Annotated in this window: 16 protein-coding genes; 5 read left to right on the top strand and 11 right to left on the bottom strand. The window is 63.3% G+C overall.

What is annotated here, in order from left to right:
- Nucleotides 1–25: 25 nt before the first annotated feature.
- The 9 genes from ACE03M_RS17055 to ACE03M_RS17095 all read right to left on the bottom strand — a co-directional run bounded on the left by ACE03M_RS17055 (nucleotide 26) and on the right by ACE03M_RS17095 (nucleotide 11,077).
- A complete protein-coding gene (locus ACE03M_RS17055; RefSeq protein ID WP_485935239.1) occupies nucleotides 26–2,179 on the bottom strand; it encodes an aldehyde dehydrogenase family protein in 2,154 nt (717 codons plus the stop codon).
- Between the two features lie 122 nt (nucleotides 2,180–2,301).
- On the bottom strand, nucleotides 2,302–3,249 hold the full coding sequence (kdgD, locus tag ACE03M_RS17060) for a 5-dehydro-4-deoxyglucarate dehydratase (RefSeq protein WP_143924461.1): 948 nt from the start codon (nucleotides 3,247–3,249) through the stop codon (nucleotides 2,302–2,304).
- Between the two features lie 106 nt (nucleotides 3,250–3,355).
- Nucleotides 3,356–4,234 carry a LysR family transcriptional regulator gene (locus ACE03M_RS17065; protein ID WP_143924462.1) on the bottom strand — a complete coding sequence of 293 codons (879 nt, stop codon included), beginning with the start codon at nucleotides 4,232–4,234 and terminating at the stop codon, nucleotides 3,356–3,358.
- A 92-nt stretch (nucleotides 4,235–4,326) separates the two neighbouring features.
- Nucleotides 4,327–5,445: an alcohol dehydrogenase catalytic domain-containing protein gene (locus tag ACE03M_RS17070; protein WP_485935241.1), complete on the bottom strand. Its 1,119-nt coding sequence runs from the start codon at nucleotides 5,443–5,445 to the stop codon at nucleotides 4,327–4,329.
- The gene (locus tag ACE03M_RS17075) at nucleotides 5,442–6,149 is read right to left on the bottom strand and encodes a phosphonatase-like hydrolase (RefSeq protein ID WP_143924464.1); all 708 of its coding nucleotides are present in this window, start codon (nucleotides 6,147–6,149) and stop codon (nucleotides 5,442–5,444) included. Before ACE03M_RS17075 ends, ACE03M_RS17070 begins: the two co-directional genes overlap by 4 nt.
- A gap of 62 nt (nucleotides 6,150–6,211) precedes the next feature.
- Entirely contained in the window at nucleotides 6,212–7,891 is a 1,680-nt protein-coding gene (gene phnE, locus ACE03M_RS17080) for a phosphonate ABC transporter, permease protein PhnE (protein ID WP_485935243.1), read from the bottom strand.
- Nucleotides 7,891–8,850 (bottom strand): phosphonate ABC transporter ATP-binding protein, encoded by a 960-nt coding sequence (phnC, locus tag ACE03M_RS17085; RefSeq protein WP_485935245.1) that lies wholly within the window; start codon nucleotides 8,848–8,850, stop codon nucleotides 7,891–7,893. Before phnC ends, phnE begins: the two co-directional genes overlap by 1 nt.
- An 11-nt stretch (nucleotides 8,851–8,861) precedes the next feature.
- A complete protein-coding gene (locus ACE03M_RS17090) occupies nucleotides 8,862–9,848 on the bottom strand; it encodes a phosphate/phosphite/phosphonate ABC transporter substrate-binding protein (RefSeq protein ID WP_485935246.1) in 987 nt (328 codons plus the stop codon).
- Between the two features lie 44 nt (nucleotides 9,849–9,892).
- On the bottom strand, nucleotides 9,893–11,077 hold the full coding sequence (locus ACE03M_RS17095; RefSeq protein ID WP_485935248.1) for a TIGR03364 family FAD-dependent oxidoreductase: 1,185 nt from the start codon (nucleotides 11,075–11,077) through the stop codon (nucleotides 9,893–9,895).
- A gap of 205 nt (nucleotides 11,078–11,282) precedes the next feature.
- On the opposite strand from ACE03M_RS17095, the gene ACE03M_RS17100 reads away from it, so the two are divergent.
- Nucleotides 11,283–12,050, top strand: coding sequence for a GntR family transcriptional regulator (locus ACE03M_RS17100; RefSeq protein ID WP_485935250.1), 768 nt, complete (start codon nucleotides 11,283–11,285; stop codon nucleotides 12,048–12,050).
- Nucleotides 12,051–12,108: 58 nt separating this feature from the next.
- Nucleotides 12,109–13,506 carry an FAD-dependent oxidoreductase gene (locus ACE03M_RS17105; protein WP_485935251.1) on the top strand — a complete coding sequence of 466 codons (1,398 nt, stop codon included), beginning with the start codon at nucleotides 12,109–12,111 and terminating at the stop codon, nucleotides 13,504–13,506.
- A 74-nt stretch (nucleotides 13,507–13,580) separates the two neighbouring features.
- On the opposite strand, the gene ACE03M_RS17110 is transcribed toward ACE03M_RS17105, so the two are convergent.
- The gene (locus ACE03M_RS17110) at nucleotides 13,581–14,879 is read right to left on the bottom strand and encodes an Nramp family divalent metal transporter (protein ID WP_485935252.1); all 1,299 of its coding nucleotides are present in this window, start codon (nucleotides 14,877–14,879) and stop codon (nucleotides 13,581–13,583) included.
- A gap of 377 nt (nucleotides 14,880–15,256) precedes the next feature.
- Between ACE03M_RS17110 and ACE03M_RS17115 the strand changes: the two genes are divergently transcribed.
- From ACE03M_RS17115 to ACE03M_RS17125, 3 genes are all read left to right on the top strand, one after another.
- Complete coding sequence (locus ACE03M_RS17115) at nucleotides 15,257–15,667, top strand: MmcQ/YjbR family DNA-binding protein (protein ID WP_485935253.1); 411 nt, start codon at nucleotides 15,257–15,259, stop codon at nucleotides 15,665–15,667.
- A 14-nt stretch (nucleotides 15,668–15,681) separates the two neighbouring features.
- Entirely contained in the window at nucleotides 15,682–16,626 is a 945-nt protein-coding gene (locus ACE03M_RS17120) for a phosphoglycerate dehydrogenase (protein ID WP_485935254.1), read from the top strand.
- 186 nt (nucleotides 16,627–16,812) lie between these two features.
- A complete protein-coding gene (locus tag ACE03M_RS17125; RefSeq protein WP_485935255.1) occupies nucleotides 16,813–17,664 on the top strand; it encodes an aldo/keto reductase in 852 nt (283 codons plus the stop codon).
- Between the two features lie 38 nt (nucleotides 17,665–17,702).
- On the opposite strand, the gene ACE03M_RS17130 is transcribed toward ACE03M_RS17125, so the two are convergent.
- Nucleotides 17,703–18,413, bottom strand: a complete 711-nt coding sequence (locus ACE03M_RS17130; protein ID WP_485935256.1) for a TetR/AcrR family transcriptional regulator — start codon at nucleotides 18,411–18,413, stop codon at nucleotides 17,703–17,705.
- Nucleotides 18,414–18,418 lie beyond the last annotated feature (5 nt).

An 18,418-nucleotide genomic window follows, 5' to 3' on the forward strand; every position in this document is an offset into this window, starting at 1 on the left:
CCGGGGCCGCTGTGCTGTTGCGCTCTCAGCCTTTGAGTTTGATGACTGCTTCGATCTCGACCGGTGAGTTCGCAGGGAGGCGGGGAACTCCCAGTGCGGTCCTTGCATGCCGACCGGCTTCACCGAGTGCGTCGACGAGGAGCTTCGACGCACCCTCCGCGACGATCGGATGCTTGCTGAAGTCGGCGGGGCTGGCCACATAGACGTTGAGTTTGGCGATGCTCTCGACGTTCTCAAGACCGAGGTTCGTTTCCAGTTGAGCGATGAGGTTGACCGCGCACAGCTGAGCCGCTGCGATACCGTCCTCGACGCTCAGGTCGTCACCGACGACACCTTGGACCGGAACCTCACCGCCCTGCTTGGCGATCTGTCCCGAAACGAAGGCGAGATCCCCCGCGACGGTCACCGTCTTGTAGCTGTAACTGGCTGGATTCGCCTCGGGAAGGTCGAACCCGAGATCGCCGAGGCGACGACGTACTCCCTCGGAGACGGACTCGCTCGCTGCGTTCGCAGGAGAGTCCCCTTGTTGGTCCCCACCCTGCCCGGGGGTGTACCTGCCATCGACGGCGCGACCGATTCTCCAGGGATTCGACTGCTGGAGAACTGACGGCAGAATCGCATCGGGAATGTTCTGATAGGCAACAGGCCGAAGGAAGCGCTCGATCGCGGTGGCACCCACCGAGGTGGTCTGGGGAGCCGAAGTCGCAGGGAACGGTCCGCCGTGGATCATCGCATGACCCACATCGACGCCGGTCGGCCAGCCGTTGACGATGATCCGACCGACTTTGAGCTCGAGCTCTGACACCAATGCGTTCGCAGTTGTGCTGTCCAGTTCGCTCATCTGCAGCGTCGCGGTCAGCTGTCCTTCGAGTTCCGTGACGACAGGTGCCAACTGGTCGGTGGTCTCGTAGCGCACGATGAGAGCGGCCGATCCGAAGATCTCATTCTGCAGCTCTGCGTTCGAGGCGAAGTCCTTGACCGAGACGGTGAAGACGGCGGGGCCCGGGGCGTTGAGCGTCTTGCCGTCAGCCCCCTGCGCTAAGGCCGTGACGCCGGGTTGAGCCGCAAGCTGATCGACACCTCGCTGCCAAGCTTCGGCGATGGACGGGGTGAGCATCGTCTGCCCCGTTGCCTCCGAGAACGCCTCCGCAATGTGCGCGGTCAGCGCATCTCCACGAGCGCCAGTGGGGACGAAGAGAATCCCTGGGGAGGTGCACAACTGACCCGAAGAACCGGTCACGGCTGTGAAGAACCCCCGGGCCACCTCGGCGACGTCATCTGCGATCGCACCGGGGAGCACGAAGACGGGGTTGATCGAGCTCATCTCCGCATACACGGGGACCGGCACTGCCCGCGCGGCAGCGGTGGCGGACAGAGCCAGACCCGCAGTCCTGGAGCCGGTGAATCCCACTGCAGCGATCCGAGGATCGGCCGCCAGCTGCTGGCCGACCTGCGCGCCGGAACCGTAGACAAGCGAGAAGACACCGGGGTTGAGATCATTGTCGGCAACGGCGCGGGAGATCGCTGCTCCGACCAGTTCGTTGGTGCCGGGGTGAGCGTTGTGCGCCTTGACGATGACCGGGCAGCCGGCGGCCAGTGCTGAAGCAGTGTCACCGCCTGCCGTGGAGAACGCGAGTGGGAAGTTGCTGGCTCCGAAGACGGCAACCGGCCCCAGCGGCACCTGACGCTGACGGATATCGGGTCGAGGCAGCGGTGCGCGATCCGGAAGCGCAGGATCAATGCGCACACCGTGGGCATCGCCGAGGAGGACGACCGATGCGAAGAGGCGCAGCTGATTGGCCGTCCTGGTGATTTCTCCGTTCAATCGTCCGGCGGGAAGTCCGGTCTCCTGGCCTGCCCGTTCGACGATGACGTCCGCGGCGGCTTCGATGTTCATCGCAATGTCTGTGAGGAACTTCGCTCGGAGTGTGGGGGAGATGCTCCGGTAGGAGGCGAAGGCTGTGTGTGCCCTGGCGATGGCGGCAGAGACCTGCTCCTCGCTCAGAAGCGTGAACTCGGGTTCCAGTTCCTCACCGGTCGCAGGATTGACCGCGCGTGCGGTCCCGCCCTCTCCAGGAGTCTTCGTGCCGGCGACGATTGAGGAGCCGGAGATTGGCAGGGTTGAGGTTGGCATATCGGTGTTCGTTGTGGTCTTCGTGTCGGTGAGCTGAGTCGTCATGAGTGACCTCTTTTCGGTTGAACGATATCGGCGCCGACCGGCTCAAGCCGATCGGCGCCGATCTGTGGTTGTGCAGCTGTATCGGTGGTTCTGGTGCGTTGGTGCCTGCAGTCTGGTACAGGTCAGGCGACCGCGGAGGTGGTGCGGTCGAGTTGAATTCCGGCAGCAGCCAGCACCTGTTCGAGATCCCGTAGATCGGTCTGTGTGAGGTTCTGCAGGGGAGGTCGGACAGGGCCGCAGTCTCGACCGATGACCTTGAGGCCGCCCTTGACGATGGAGACGCCGTAGCCCGCGACACGATCTCGGATCTTCGAGTACGGAAGCACGAATGAATTGAGCTTCTCCGTGACTGCAGCACGATCCTGGCGACGGACCGCGGAGTAGAAGTCAAGGGCGAACTCAGGCGCGAAGTTGAACATCGCCGACGAATAGGTGCTCATCCCGAGCTGGAGCAGAGGCAAGGCGTAGACCTCGGCTGTGGGCAGGCCGCCGAGGTAGAAGAGACGGTCGCCGGTGCGGGCGTAGACCTTGGTCAGCTGTTCGATGTCACCGATGGCGTCCTTGAAGCCGATGAAGTTCTCATGGGTGTCGGCGAGTCGTTCGACGGTCTCAGGTGAGTAGACGGCGTTGGCTCGGTTGTAGACGATGACGCCGATTTTCGTGGCCGCACAGATGGCTGACACATGTTCGAAGAGGCCGTCTTGGCTGCACTCGGTGAGGTAGGGCGGGAGGACGAGGAGGCCTTCGGCACCAACCGCCTCAGCGTCGATCGCATTCTGCACAGCTTGAGCGGTGGCCCCGCCGGCAGAAGCGAGCACCGGCACCTCCTGGCGGGAGGTCGAGACGGCCAAGCTGACGACTTCCTTGGCTTCAGCAGGGGTGAGACTGAAGCCCTCGCCGGTACCACCGGCTGCGAAGAGCCCAGCGACATCGAAACTTGACTGCCAGGCGATGTGGTCGGTGTAGGCATCGGCATCGATCGTCAGGTCGGAGGTGAAGGCGGTTGCGGGGAAGGAGAGGAGACCGTCCTTGAGGTGGTCGGCGAGTTCTTGAGGCAGGTAGTTGGCCACGGAATGACGTCCTTGTTAGTCGGGATGATGATCCCACTGTAGGAACGCCGAGTGATTCCTGTCCAAGATTATTTATATATGCATTGATGCTCTAGAAGTATCGCTTCTATTCGTCGCGGATGAGGCTGAGGACTTCCTTCAGTGCGGGGTTGCGCGACTCGGGATTCCAGATCGCGTGCAACTCCACGACATCACGTGGGGCGCCTCGCAGCGGCACGTATGTCACGCCTTCCACGCCGAGGCGCGCAGCGGATTCGGAGACGACGGCGATACCTCGGCCAGCGGCCACGAGATTGACGATTGTGAGAATCTGGCTGAGGGAATGGGCGACCTCATTGGCCTCGACATCAATGTAGCGAACGGTGAGGTCGTAGAAGTATCGAGCTTTCGTGGCATCATGCATGAGCAGCCTCTGCCCGGAGATGTCCTTCGTCGCAATCGACTCCCGTGCAGCGAATTCGTGATCCGATGGGACTGCGAGGACCAGCTGTTCCGAGAGAACAAGGGCAGCGTCGATGGTCTCCGGTATTCTGCCCACCCGGCCCAGGCCGATATCGATCCGACCTTCCGACAGCGCCTTGATCTGCTCGGCAGTGACCATTTCGGCGATCTCGACGCTGACGCCTGGAAGTCGCTGCGCCAGTGTGGACACCAAACTGCCGAGGACGCCGAATGTCGAGACCGCTGTGCAGCCGATGGTGATCTGCCCCCACGAACCCTCGGCGATCTTCTGCGCGCGCCGAGGTGCGCGTTCGACAGAGGCAAGCAGGCCGTAGGCCTCTGCGAGGAAGGCCTCGCCCGCTGGCGTCAGGGTCACCGTGCGATTGTTGCGTTCGAAAAGATGGACACCGATGGACTTCTCGAGCTTCTGGATCTGCCGACTCAACGGCGGCTGAGTCATATTGAGTTCCTCAGCGGCGCGTCCGAAGTGGAGATTTTCGGCCACAGCGATGAAGCCGGTGACCTGGGCTAGGGTGAACTGCATTGCTCGCTCGATTTCTTTCGGGGTCTCGTGCCGCTGCTGTTCTGCAGTGTATCCGCCGCCCCCACCTCTCACCTTGCTGGAAGCACCACCTCTCACCCGCCGATGTGCACCACGGTTCGCAGCCCCGGGCTTGGCTCTGCGAACTCCTGAGCCAGTTCTGCCAGTTCGATCGGGCCGCCGAGGATGTTCTCCCACGGCATATCACCGCCGTCAGTCGCCAGGAAGGCGACGGCTTCCTGCAGGTGGTGGGGTTCGAAGTTGTGCACACCCGTGATGGTGCGCCAACCTCGCACGAGCTGTTCGGGGCTGATCTCGATGTTCGGTCCCGGGGTCACGCTTCCGGCGAGAACTGCGGTACCGCCGATTCCCAGGCTGGCCACACAGGTCTCTACGCCCGAGGTGGTGCCGGAGAGTTCGAGTGCAACATCGACATCCGCAGGCATTTCGTCTTCCATGATCGTGCTCGCCCCGGAGAATAGAGCAAGATCCTGTCGCCGCGGCGTAGGGTCGAAGGCGAGCACCTCGGCGGCGCCGCGGGACTGGGCCGCTGCGACTGCGGTGAGCCCCAGCATTCCGAGTCCGTTGACGAAGACCCGTCGGCCTCGCAGATCACCGGCGGCCTCCAGCATCGCCATGACGGTGGCGACGGCACACCCTGCTGTGGAGGCCACAGCGTCGGGCACCGAATCCGGCACCGGGACGGCTGCCACACCGGCGGGCAGGTGGATGTGTGAGGCGTAGGTGCCGGACAGTGCCCAGCCGCTGTCGGTGGATTCGTGACCGACCTTGGCTACCGACTCGCATTTTGCGCTGAGTCCGCGCCTGCAGTTCTCGCATTCCCCGCACACCGAGGTGACAGAGAAGACCACACGCTGGCCGAGCGGGAGGCCCGCCCGCGAATCTTCGACCACACCGACACCCTCGTGGCCGAGCACGGAGGGGCATGCTCCGGGGCGACGCCCGCGCACGGTGTGCCGGTCTGAGCCGCAGACAGTGGCAGTGCTCAGGCGGATGAGGCTCTCGCCCGCAGCAAGTTCGGGACGGTCAAATGACCGAGTCTCGAACTGATCCCCGCCGAGCCAGACGACGGCCTGGGCCGTGTCTGCGACGACTTCGACATTCGCCGAGGTCCTCGCCGTCACTGAGGTGTCGGCCGGGGAAGCCTGAACCGGAGGCTGTGACTGAACCCGCGATTGAACCTGCGCCGTCACTGGTTCACCCCGGCTGAGATTGCGGCTGAAGACGGCAGGTCGGCCAGAGCGTCGGGAAGCTCCGCGGCGGAATCGAGAACGAGGTGGGCACCTTCGGCGGCGAAGTCCTTCCGGCTCAGGTGGCCGGTGAGGACACCGATCGAGGTGACTCCGGCGCGCAGGGCCGACTGCACATCCGCCGAGGTGTCACCGACGCTGACGACCGCTGCTGTGTCCTCCGCGCCGAGTTCCTTCATGACCCTCTCGATCATGTCGGGTGCCGGCCGACCTGCCTCGACCTCGTCGCCGCAGGCGGATGCGTCGAAGGTCTCGCCCTGCTCCCATCCCATAGAAGCGAAGATGAGATCGGCGATCTCCCGAGCGAACCCGGTCGTCAGAGCGACCTTGATGCCTTGTTCGCGCAGAGTCGTCAGTGCTTCCTCGATCCCGGGCAGAGGCTTCGGCGGATTGTCGGTATAGGTGCGGCGCAGTTCCTGTCGGAACCATTCCCAGGTCTTCTCGTGGAGATCGTCATCGACGTCGACCCCGCCGAGGCGGAGCAGATTTTCGATCGCCCACTTCTTCTCAGTGCCCATCCACTTCTGGAACACCTCGTCCGTGTAGTTCGCACCTTCGCGTTCCGTGGCCTCCCGCAGAACGCGGTAGACCTCGTCTCGGTCGTCGATGGTGGTGCCGGCCATGTCGAATACGGCGAGTTCAATCATGGTGTTTCTCCTTCTGTGGTGGATCGATGCGTGCAGGTGGGATGTGTGAGATGACGGGACTGTCAGCGGACGGCCTGGCGCAGCCACATCGACAGTGCTTCGACTGCGAGGACGACAGCGACCATGAGGATGAGCACCATGGTGACCACGTCGAACTGGTTGACCCGCGAAGCGTTGAGTAGCAGGAATCCGATGCCTCCGGCTCCGACGACTCCGAGGAGTGTGGCCGAGCGGATGTTGTTGTCGAGGAGGTACATCGTGTGAGCGACGAAAGCCGGTGCCGCCTGGCGCAGTGTGGCCGAGAAGAACACCTGTGCCTCGCTGGCGCCGGTCGCGCGCATCGCCTCTTGCACCTGAGTGTCCGTCTCCTCAAGCGAATCGGCGATGAGCTTCGAGAGCAGGCCGATCGCGCCGATGGACAGAGCCAGGGTGCCGGCGACCTCACCCAGGCCGGAGATGACGACGAAGATGATCGCGAGAATGAGCTCGGGAATGCCGCGCACTATCACGATGACCACCCTGAATGTCTGGTGCACATAGGCATTCGCCACGGCGTTGCGGGCGGCGAGGATGCCGATCGGTATCGCGAGGACAGCGCCGATGAGGGTTGCCGCGAGCGAGATCTGGATAGTCACCAGCAGCGCCTCGACGAGGTTGGACATGGTCCCGCCGGTCGATGGCGGGAAGAACAGCGCCAGGGTCTTTGGCAAGTCGAGAAGCCCCTGCAGGAGCGCTGACCAGGACACATCCACGCGCCACAGGGCCGCAACAGTGAAGATCACAATGAGCGCAATCGAGAGGAAGCGCTTGAACCGGGCCGAACTCCACGGCGGAGTCAGATGGAGATCATTGACACCCGATTCGCGACCACGGTTGAACAGGCGATCGACCCAGGTGCCGCCGGTGATCCTCTGTCCGGCCGATCTCATCAGCGCGGCTCGGATCGCTCCCGAGAGCAGCTCGATGCCGATGCACAGCAGCAGGACCAGCACGGCCAGTGCCATGCCTCGCTGATAGTCAAGCGTCCGCAGGGAATCGGCGATCGCCAACCCGATGCCGCCCACGCCGACGTAGCCCAGAAGCACCGAGGTGCGCAGATTGATGTCGAACCGGTGCAGCGCCGTCGCGATGAGCTGCGGCATCAGCGTCTGTGGAATGGCCGCCATGATCTGCTGAGCACGGCCGGCGCCGAGGGACTCCATCGACTCACGTGGGCCATCGTCGAGTTCCTCAATTGAATCGGCGTAGAGCTTGGCGATCATGCCGACCGAGTGGATGCCCATGGCGATGATTCCGGCGGTGGCTCCGAGGCCGAACATACGCAGGAAGATGATCGCGAGCACCAGATCGGGGATTGCCCGAGCCAGCACGGTCAGAGCGCGCGCGGCCCACTGCGAGGTGACTCCCCACCGGGTCGGCCCGGCGGCGGCCAGAGACACCGGAATGGAGAGTGCGACCGAGAGCAGCGTGGCGAGGAAGACGATGGCCAAGGTCTCGAACACCAGCGAGAGAGTCTCTGACACAGGCGGGAAGTCGAGAGGGAACACGCGGGCAAGGAAACGTCCCGCATTGTCGACGGAGTCGACGATGGTGCCCAGATCGATGCCGAGAGAACCGATCGACCACACGCCTCCGATGACCAGGACGATCATCACGAGCGCGGCGGCGATGCTGTGCCCGGTCGGACGCGGACGCGCCGGCGGCGCCGGAGCCTCGGGCGAGGTCTCGACGAGCGTGGGCATCAGCGAGTCGCACCTGACGCGGCCGCGGGGCGCAATGCGCTGACATGATGTGAGGCGCTGACTCTGGGTGATGTGATCGTCGGGTCTGACGAAGCGGACGAGGACTCGGCGTCTGCTCGGTAACCGACCGCAGCCTCGGCGAGGTCCATTCCGGAGACGCTCGAATAGATCGTCGACGCCTCTTCGGCACTGAGACCCTCAGTCGCGCGATCGAGGACCGCCTGCCCGCTGCGCAGACCGATGATCCGATCTGCGAACTCGATGGCCAACTGGACCTGGTGGAGTGAGGCGATGACGGTGAGCTTGTCTTCTTCGGCGATCTGTCGCAGCAGGTTGATCACGTCGAGGGCTGAGACCGGATCCAGCGAGGCCACCGGTTCATCGGCCAACAGCACTGTGGGGTGCTGCATGAGTGCGCGGGCGATGGCCACGCGCTGCTGCTGACCTCCGGAGAGAGTGTCCGCGCGCTGGTAGGCACGATCGGCAAGACCGACACGGTCGAGCTTCTCGATGGCCTCTCGTCGCACGGACTTCGGGTACATCATCAGCGAGATGCGCGGCCCCTTGAGCGAGCCGAGCTGTCCAGCGCAGACGTTCTCCAGCACGGACATCGGACCGACGAGGTTGAAGGACTGGAAGATCACGCCGATGTTCCGGCGCAGCTCCCGCAGCCCGCGCTTCCCTGTCGAATTCAGGTCTTGGCCCAGGACGCGCACCGTTCCCGAGGTGGGGGTGTGCAGGCCGTTGATGTGACGCAGGAGCGTCGACTTCCCCGAGCCGGACAGTCCGAGCAGGACTGTGACCCTGCCGGCACGGAATCCGATGTTGACGTCGTCGAGCCCGAGCACTCCGCCGCCGAAGTCCTTGGTCACGTGGTCGAGTTGGACGGCGTAGATATCGTCGATCTCTCGCTGAAGTTCAACGGTCTTAGCGCTGCTGGTATTTCGATGATTGCTCATGGGTGTCTCTCCTAGCCGACGTTCTTGCAGGCGTCTGCCTGGGTGGCGTCGCAGATGTCTCGGATGGAGTCGAAGTCGGAGTCGTCGACAGGCTTATAGCCGTATTCGATCTCCTCGGGCAGGACGCAGTCGTCCTCGGAGGAGCAGATGCCGGCATCGACCATGGCCGGAATGTTTGCCCTATCGCGCAGGACGGTCGTGATCTGCTTGGCCAGTTCAGGATCGAGGGATTCGTTGTTGACGGCGATCGGGTCCTCAGTGATGGGATCGGACTCCCACACCGGTTCCAGGCTGCCCGCCTTCACCTGCTCGGACTCTTCGAGGGTTCCCAGCATGGTGTCGTGGGCGAAGGCCGCATCGCATTCTCCGGAGTCCAGGGACAACAGCGAGGCGTCATGACCGCCGGTCAGAATCTGCTTCATGTCCTGCTCCATATCGAGGCCCTCGTCCATGATCCCCTTCATCGGGACGAGGTAACCGGAGGTGGAGGCCTTGTCGACGAAGCAGACGTTCTTGCCCTTGAGGTCCTTCAGGCCCTTGATGTCCGAGCCCTTCTTGACGTAGGCCAGAGATGTGTAGGCCGGGGCCTTGTCTGCGTCGTGGGTCGGAGCGGCTGCCGGCTCCATGTCGATGCCTGAGTCCTTGGCGATGACATAGGCGAACGGGCCGAATGAGGCGGCATCGATCTGGCCTGCGCGCATCCCCTCGATCACGGCCGCGTAGTCGGAGGCATTCTGGAACTCGACCTTCTTGCCGGTCTCCTCCTCGAGCAGAGCGGTGACATTCTCGAAGGTCGACTCCAGTGTGGAGGAGGATTCGGCTGGGACTGCTGCGAAGGTGATGGTGTCGCCGCCGTCGCCGGAGGAGCCGCAGGCGGCGAGCAGTGGGAGAGCGAGCGCTGCGGCCGTGAGGGAGCGGACGGTGCGGGATCGGAAACGTGGGAACAGGGCCATGTGCGGCCTGCCTTTCGAGTGGTCGGGGTGATCGCTTGGTGCCATTCTTCGACAACTCGAAACAACATGTCTATACAATTCGTGCCTGTTCACCGATCGGACATGACAACTTCACCGGCGGTTGGGGTGAGGGGAGATGAATGCGGCGCAGGTCTCGTTTCCGTCGCGGCTGCTTCCCCACCGAGGATGCGGTCCGCGATCCCGAAGGACAGTGTCATCCCGATGCCCGAGGTGACCACGGCGACCGTCGTCTGCTCATCGGGGTGTTCGAGGATCAGGTTGGTCTCGGCGCTGTCCGCATACTGGCCGAGCCACCGTTGGCGAACGACGGGCGCGTCGATGCCGAGCATGTTGGTGGCGCGGTTCAGGAGGAGGTCCGCGACGCGCTCGTCGATGAAGGGTTCGGGGCTGAGGTCGTAGGCGTGGGAGTCGCCGATGAGCAGTCCGTCGGCGATGTCGGTGACCATGAGGTTGGCGATGACATCGACGAGTTCGGGCTCCCGCTGGGCGAGATCCTCCCGCAGAGCCGATGCCCCGGGCATGGCGGCGAAACCGTCGTAGCGAGCCAGCGAGGTGCCAGTGAGCATGGCGAACCCGGTGGGGGTCTGCTGCGGTCGCTCGATCAGGGACATGGCGAGCGTGCAGATGCGCACCCCATGTGTCTCGGCGATCCTGGGGAACAGGGAAGTGAGCTGATAGCCGGGACAGACGACGACCTGCTCACCGTGGACATCGCCCCGGTTGGTGGACACGGTGCCGTCGGCCACCTCGGTGACGGTGGTGTTCCAGGTGAAATCAACACCTTCACGGGCCAGCCAGTCGGCGATTGCGGGGGCGGCCTCACGCGGGTCGACCCGCATGTCCAGGGGCAGGTGCGCCCCACCGATCGCGCCCAGGTTCGGGTTCCCGATGGCCGCAGCCACCTCCTCGGCGCTGAGCATCGTTGCCTGATCCGGACCTCGGTGATCGGCGAACTCCTGGAGGACCAGGAGCTCTGGTTCGGTCATGGCGGGGATGAAGGAACCGGTCTCTGCGGCCCAGATTCCGGTCGCGGCGGCGACCTCTCGCCAGCCGGCACGAGACTTCATGGCCAGGTCCTGGGCTGCGTCTGCCTGTCCGGTGAAGCACGCGTGTCCGAAGTTCTGGATGGATGAGCCCACAGGGCGAGCCGAGCGGTCGATGACATGGACCCTGCGGCCCTGCTGGTGTGCGCGGAATGCGGTGGCCAGGCCCAGGATTCCGGAGCCTACGATGATGAGATCTGATTTCGACATTCCCCCATCTTGGTCGCTTTCTGCCGTACGATGACTACATGTATGTACAAGTTTGATGATTGTTCATCTGAACGTGATGTCGAAGATCCCGAGGAGCACTCTCGGTTCATTCGGCGGGAATAGGAAGTAGAGGAGAGCCCCGCTCGAACAGCAGCACAGTTGGAAGCACGTGTCCCCATCCCCGACCCCGACGAGACCAGCACACATGACTCAGCAGCGCACGCGACAGCAGCACGACGAGATCGCACATTATCTGCGAACGGCAATTCGTGAGGGCTATTTTCAGCCCGGGGACGAACTTCCCTCCGAGGCAGAGCTCACCCGGAAGTTCACCAGCTCCCGCGGCCCGGTTCGACAGGCGATGTCGACCCTGCGGACCGAAGGACTGATCTCCTCCGGGAGAGGGCGCCGGACGGTTGTCCTCGACAATGTGCCCACTCAATCCTTCGACGACATCATCTCGTTCTCCCAGTGGTGCCACAACGCCGACATCGTCCCGGGTCAGCGCACCCAGTGGGTCACTCGCAGACCCGCCGAGAAGTCCCTGGCGGCGAGCCTGCGCATCCCCGACGGTGATCCGGTCGTCTCCGTGTTCCGGCTCCGTCTCATGGATGATGTGCCCACCATGGTCGAGCGCTTGAACTATCCCCTCGAGGTCGGGCGCCACGTGCTTGCCTTCGACACAGACTCAGGTTCGATCTACCAGGAACTCATCGACCAGGGCGTCGACATCAGCCGAACCTCACGGACCATCGATGCGATCGGCGCCAACGAGGACGACGCCGCTCTGCTCGAGGTCCCGGTCGGCACGCCGCTGCTGCGGGTCCGCCGGCGCGCGTTCACAAGCGCCGGCGAACTGATCGAATCCTCGGACGATCGCTATCTTCCGTGGAAGGCCAGCTTCACGATGAACTCCACCAGGGGCAACCCCAGCTCGATGGCCCTGACATCGACCCACCTCGGCGACATCTGATGTTGAGGTCCTCGGAGTAGGCTGGCAGGACCGAACTGTCAGTTGGAAGGAACCCATCATGGCCGAGCACAACAGTGAAGTCGATCAGAGTGAACACGTGGACCTCCTCGTCATCGGATGGGGCAAGGGCGGAAAGACGCTCGCGGGAACCATGGCCAGGGCGGGCAAGCGTGTCGCCGTCGTTGAGCGCTCCGATGCCATGATCGGTGGTTCCTGCATCAACATCGCGTGCATCCCGACGAAGATCCTCGTCCACGATGCAGAGAACAAGCGCGAATCCGATGACGTCGCCGAGTACTTCGCCAAAGCCGTGAAGCGTCGCGATACCCTGACCGGGGCGATGCGGAAGAAGAACCTCTCCATGCTCGACGATATTGACTCAGTCCTCCTGGTCTCCGGCCGAGCCGAGTTCACAGGCGAACGCGAAGTCCTCGTCACCGGCGGCACCGACACCATGACGATCACCGCCGACACCGTCGTCGTCAACACCGGCTCGGTCGCGAACATCCCACCGATCGACGGTGCCAAGCTGGGCGGGCGCATCCACGATTCGGAGTCGCTGCAGCACGTCACCCCGTTCCCCAAGCGCCTCGTCATCGTCGGCGGCGGCTACATCGGCCTCGAATTCGGCTCGATGTTCACCCACTTCGGGTCACAGGTCACCGTCCTCGACCACGGGCCCCGTCCACTGGCCAGCGAGGATGACGACGTTGCCGAGGTAGTCGCCTCGGCGCTGGCCGATGACGGGGTCACCATCATCAACAATGCCTCGGTGACCGCGGTCAGCGACGGCGCCGAGTTCGCGACCGTCAGCTATGAGATCGATGGAGAGACGACGACCATCGACGCCGAGGCGGTCCTCCTGGCCGTCGGTCGCAGGCCCGCCACCACGGACCTGGGCCTCGACAAGGCCGGTATCGAGACGAACGAACGCGGTTTCATCACCGTCGACGAGCACCTGCGTGCCTCAGCCGAGGGTGTGTACGCGTTCGGTGATGTCAACGGCGGGCCGATGTTCACCTACATCTCCCTCGATGACAACCGCATCCTGGCCGACCAGCTGCTCGGTGAGGGCAAGCGGTCGACGAGGGACCGCGGATCCGTGCCGTACACGATGTTCCTCACCCCAACCGTGGCCCGTGTCGGACTGAGTGAGAAGGATGCGCGCGAACAGGGCTATGAGATCAAGGTCGGAGCGAAGGCGATGGCCGATATCGCAGCAGCACCCCGCGCGAAGATCGAGGGCGACCCCCGCGGTATCGTCAAGTTCGTCGTCGACGCGAAGACGGACCTCATCCTCGGTGCCGCACTCGTGCACGTGCACTCACAGGAGGTCATCAACACCGTGGCACTGGCGATGCGACACGACGTCACCGCCACCGAGCTGCGCGACACGATCTACACCCACCCCTCGGCGACCGAGGCACTCAACGAGGTGCTCGCAGTGGTGAAGTAGGGGTGACTGGGGGCGCGAAGTCGTCCTGTCTCAGCGTCAGCCGGCGAACCAGCCGTCAACCGGCGAACCAGCCGTCAACCGGCGAACCAGCCGACGAACACCTGAATGGTCACCCAGATGGTGAGAAGTGTCGTCGCCACCAGGATGATGTTCTCGAACAGATTGGCCTTGTGCTTGCCGAAATGGCTCGTCTTGTTCGCCAGGATCAGCAGCCCGATGGCCACGAGCGGGACGATGATGGCCTGCAGCCCGGTGACGAACACAGCCATTTCCACAAATCCCGGCATCCCAGGCACGGACCACAGAATGGGGGAGATGAGGATGAAGAGGCTGAACCATTTGAACAGCGGATCGTCTTCGAACTTGGCGCCGTACTGTTCGCGCCTTGAGGGGAGGATGATGTGCAGGCAGTCGATGATCACCTTCGGGAAGCCGTTGGCGAAGCCGATGACGCTGCTGTAGAGAATGCCGAAAGCACCCAAGTAGAAGATGACTCCGCCGAAAGCTCCGAGATGAGTGGTCAGGGCTTGAGAGATGTCATCCAGGCTTGAGACCTGGATTCCCTGGGGCCTGAGGATCTCGGCACCCACCACCCAGATAGAAAGGCTGATGACGATGGCCGCGGAGATGCCGAAGAGGATGTCATTGCGCTGCAGCTTCTTGAAGGCAATGCCCTTCCATCCCTTGTCCCGGACGTAATAGGGGTAGAGGAAGTTCGCCATCGAACCCGCTACTGCACCGATGAGGGACAAGGCCACGGCGAAGACGCCGAACGCGCCGGTGTTGGCCGGGATTCCGAAGCCGATGGTTCCCTGGACGAGCTCGCCGACATCGGGGACCGAGTAGATTGCCAGCCCGAGGAAGACCACCGTCATCATTGCCAGCAGGAGCTTCATGCCCTTTTCGATGGTGTTGTAGACGTTGCGGCCGATGACGAAGATGCTGACCACGACCAGAATGCACGACCATAGGAACGGGTTGCCGACAGTGACGATTTTGGCGACCGCCTCACCTGCGCCCTTGATCATGTATCCATTGAGAAGGTGGCCGCTGATGAGCGCGGCAATGCCGATCGCCCATGGATAGAACCTCGACACATCGTTATAGCCTTCGACGATCGTCTGGTTCTTGATGTTGAGAACCTGATATCTGCCCATGATGTTGACGATTACGAACCTGATGAGAAGAGAGGCGACCAGCAGCCACATCAGGCTGTAGCCGTAATTCGAGCCCGACACGGAGGCAGTGACCAGGTCACCGGCTCCCATCATGGCGAGGACGGCGATGATTCCGGGACCGAACTCTCGGAGGCTGCCTAAGAACCTTCGTCGCGTGGGCGGAGCTGTGGTGTGGTTTTCACTGTTCACTGTCATCGTTTCCTCTTTCGGCGTGCAGTCATGCGTCGGTGTCGTGTTTGTCAGGGCATTCGTGTGCCAGCGCCATGTCGATATGGTCGGTAGCTGTGGAGGGTGCCCCGGGGGAAGAGGCGAGGGAGTCCGAGGTGTTTAAGGTTCGGCTATGTCCGGTGAATAGCGCTTCTTCACGATTCCCCCTGCTGTCATATTTCCCGCGCACTTCCGTGTGCTCGGCGAAATGAATGGCTTCAGCCTACGAAGACGTCTGTTGCACTGTCCAAGGTTTTAATAGCATGTAATAATGCACGGTGGGTATGAGTCCGATCTCCGACCTGTCGAGCTTCGGAAGAGAACTCCCTCTAGCCAGTCGCCGTTTCCGTGAATAGGGTGGGCCCATGGCGCATCCACAGATGTTCGATGATGACGACCCTCAGCTGGCGCGCCTTCGGGAGATAGCTTTGAGCCTCCCCGAGGTGCAGGAGAAGGTCTCGCATGGGCGACCCGCGTTCTTCACGAAGAAGATCTTCGCTCACTTCGGAGGCACACGGAAGCTCGTCACGGGTGGGATGGAACAGCATCCGCAGGCGCTGCTCATCCTGCCCGATCCGATGGACGCCGAGGTGCTGATGGAGCGACCGGACGCCTTCGTTCCCATGTACCTGGGTCCCACCGGGTGGATCGGTCTCGAGCTCCAGGCCCTCGACAACGCCGAGGTCCGTGAGCTGCTGACCGACTCCTATCGGAATACCGCTCCGGCACGTCTGGTCCGCCAAGTGGCTTCGGAGACGCCGCCTTCGCAGACGTAGCTATCCTCGAACACATGAGCAATCGCATCGTCATCACCACCGACTATCTCCGCCCAGGCGACACCGTCGACGCGATGCTGCGGGAGCGCGGCCTCGAACCGGTGTACTCGCCGGCGGGTGGGCATCGCACGGATGAAGAGAAGCTGGACCTGTTCCAGTCAGCGGTCGGTGCAATTGCTGCGAGTGAACCGATCACCCGCGACATGCTCGCATCCGCACCAACGCTGAAAGTCCTCGCCCGTGCCGGAGTCGGCTACGACAACGTCGACACCGATGCAGCCGTTGAGCTCGGAATCCGTGTGTGCAACACACCAGGGGTCAACCACCACGCCGTTGCCGAGATGGCGCTCGCCCTCATGCTCGCCTGCGCCCGCCGGCTCAACACCGTGCTGCCCGGCGTAACCGATGGTGGATGGCCACGCGCGGCGGGAACCGAGCTGCAAGGCAAGACGCTTGGCATCATCGGCTACGGTCCCAGCGGACGGGCGATCGCCGCGCTCGGTGTCGCGCTGGGAATGCGTGTCCTCGTCTCCACGGCACATCCCGATTCCGAGCACTCGGCGGGCATCGAGTTCGCGGATGTCGACACGACGATCAGGGCCGCCGACTACCTGACTCTTCACAGTCGAGCAGGCAAGGGCGATCCGATCATCGATGCGGCGAGCTTCGCTGCGATGAAGAACTCCGCGATCCTCGTCAACACGGCCCGCGGCTCCCTCGTCGACGAAGCTGCTCTCGCCCAAGCACTCAATGACGGCGAGATCGCCGGTGCGGGCCTCGACGTTCTGCAGCGTGAACCTCTCGTGGCGGACAACCCGCTGCGGGCGATGAGTAACGTCGTCATCACTTCCCACCTCGCCGGACAGACGCTCGAAGCTCGGGAACGCGCCGGGGTCGCTGCAGCTCAAGCCGTCATCGACGTCCTCGACGGAAAGACACCCAGGGGCGCGGTGGTGTGAACTCAAGGAGTTCGGCACACCGAGACACCGGCGGAGCGCCGAGGCAGTTGTGTGTGCACAGGGGCCTCGGCGCTCCGCCGGAGTCTCGATGCCGCACGGCCAGAGGGCCGCACGGCCAGAGGGCTGCATGCCTCGCTGCCGTGTGACCCCTGGCACGAACCACCTCGGCGGTCATAGGGTTGGGGCATGTCCACTTCAGAGCACAGCTCAGCGATTCCGACTCTTGAACTCAACGACGAGGCGACCATTCCCCAGATCGGCCTAGGCACATACGCCATGCGCGACTCCGAGGGCATCGGCGCGATCATCGCCGGCATCGACAATGGTTACCGACTCCTCGACACCGCGGTCAACTACGAGAATGAGCGCGAAGTCGGTCGGGCCGTCATCGATTCCAAGGTTGGTCGGGACGAGCTCTTCATCACGAGCAAGGTTCCGGGTCGTCACCACGGCTTCGACGAAACGATCGCCAGCACCGAGGAATCTCTGGCCAGGCTCGAACTCGAGCGCCTCGACCTTCATCTCATACACTGGCCCAACCCCAGCGTAGGTAAGTACGTCGAGACCTGGCGCGGCCTCATCGAACTGCGCGAACGCGGCCTGGTGACCTCGATCGGAGTCTCGAATTTCACCGAGCCCATGCTCGAACAGCTCATCGCGGAGACCGGAGTGACCCCGGCGGTCAACCAAATCGAACTCCACCCCTACTTCCCGCAGACCGAGCTCATCAACTTCCACAAATCCATCGGCGTCCAAACAGAATCCTGGTCACCGCTGTACCGCGACCAGGGCCTGTTCGATGAGGCTCCCATCGCCGAGGCGGCTCAGGCTCATGGGGTCGAGCCGGCTCAGGTGGTTCTGCGCTGGCACCTCGAGGTCGGCAGCCTGCCGATCCCGAAGTCGGCCAACCCTGACCGGCAGAGGCGCAACGCCGATATCTTCGGCTTCTCTCTCACTCCCGCCGAGGTGGCTGCGATCTCCGGTCTGGAGCGCGGTCGGATGAAGAACCGTGACCCGCTGACCCACGAAGAGATGTGAGCAGTCAATGGGGCTGAACGGTCACCGAGGTTGAACGCTCACTGGGGCGCGGCGAAGACTTCGCCGATCCCCATGCGGCTTGGTCCGGGAAGTGATCGCCTGGCCGGCTGGCCATTCGCCTCGAAACTCTGCAGCAGATAGGCGATGAGTCGTCGCGAGAGGTCGTGGGCATGCTCGGGCGGAGCCTCGCTGATGCCGCCGTTGGCCAGGAAGATCAGCAAGAGGTCGCTGGGGCTGAAGTCGGGTCGGAGCCCGCCTGATTTCTGCGCACGTTCGACCAGGTCCGCGAAGGCGGCTTCCGCACGCAGGCGCTTCTCATCGATCCCCGCGTCCTCGGAGAACGCTGAGAGAAACGCCTCGGTGAACCCGCGGTCCTCGATCTGCATCCGGCCGAGATCTTCGACGAACGTGCAGAAGCCATGCCAGGGGTCCGGGTCTGCAGCGGCTTCTTCGAGGACCGATTCGCAATGTGTCAGCTGTGTGGCGAAGACCTCGGCGATGAGTGATCGGCGGTCAGGGAAGCGGCGGAAGAGCGTTGCAGCACCCACGCCGGCCCGACGGGCGATCGCGGTCATGGGCACCTCAATGCCTCTTTCGGCGATGATCTCGCGCGCCGCTGCGAGGATGCGCGCCCTATTGTCCGCGGCATCCGCACGCAGCTTCGGGCGGACAGAGTCATGCCTGCCTGAAACAGCACCTTCTGAATTGTTTGGCGCGTGCTGCACATCGATCTGAGTCGTCTCGGCCATTTCTT

The organism is Brevibacterium sp. AGC70, from assembly GCF_057334195.1.

Excerpts from the sequence above, each read along its gene's own strand:
- ACE03M_RS17055 (WP_485935239.1), bottom strand. The coding sequence starts at position 2,179 with ATGACGACTCAGCTCACCGACACGAAGACCACAACGAACACCGATATG.
- ACE03M_RS17110 (WP_485935252.1), bottom strand. The coding sequence starts at position 14,879 with ATGACAGTGAACAGTGAAAACCACACCACAGCTCCGCCCACGCGACGA.
- phnC (WP_485935245.1), bottom strand. The coding sequence starts at position 8,850 with ATGAGCAATCATCGAAATACCAGCAGCGCTAAGACCGTTGAACTTCAG.
- ACE03M_RS17125 (WP_485935255.1), top strand. The coding sequence starts at position 16,813 with ATGTCCACTTCAGAGCACAGCTCAGCGATTCCGACTCTTGAACTCAAC.
- ACE03M_RS17075 (WP_143924464.1), bottom strand. The coding sequence starts at position 6,149 with ATGATTGAACTCGCCGTATTCGACATGGCCGGCACCACCATCGACGAC.
- ACE03M_RS17120 (WP_485935254.1), top strand. The coding sequence starts at position 15,682 with ATGAGCAATCGCATCGTCATCACCACCGACTATCTCCGCCCAGGCGAC.
- ACE03M_RS17115 (WP_485935253.1), top strand. The coding sequence starts at position 15,257 with ATGGCGCATCCACAGATGTTCGATGATGACGACCCTCAGCTGGCGCGC.
- ACE03M_RS17105 (WP_485935251.1), top strand. The coding sequence starts at position 12,109 with ATGGCCGAGCACAACAGTGAAGTCGATCAGAGTGAACACGTGGACCTC.
- ACE03M_RS17095 (WP_485935248.1), bottom strand. The coding sequence starts at position 11,077 with ATGTCGAAATCAGATCTCATCATCGTAGGCTCCGGAATCCTGGGCCTG.
- ACE03M_RS17130 (WP_485935256.1), bottom strand. The coding sequence starts at position 18,413 with ATGGCCGAGACGACTCAGATCGATGTGCAGCACGCGCCAAACAATTCA.
- phnE (WP_485935243.1), bottom strand. The coding sequence starts at position 7,891 with ATGCCCACGCTCGTCGAGACCTCGCCCGAGGCTCCGGCGCCGCCGGCG.
- ACE03M_RS17065 (WP_143924462.1), bottom strand. The coding sequence starts at position 4,234 with ATGCAGTTCACCCTAGCCCAGGTCACCGGCTTCATCGCTGTGGCCGAA.
- ACE03M_RS17100 (WP_485935250.1), top strand. The coding sequence starts at position 11,283 with ATGACTCAGCAGCGCACGCGACAGCAGCACGACGAGATCGCACATTAT.
- ACE03M_RS17090 (WP_485935246.1), bottom strand. The coding sequence starts at position 9,848 with ATGGCACCAAGCGATCACCCCGACCACTCGAAAGGCAGGCCGCACATG.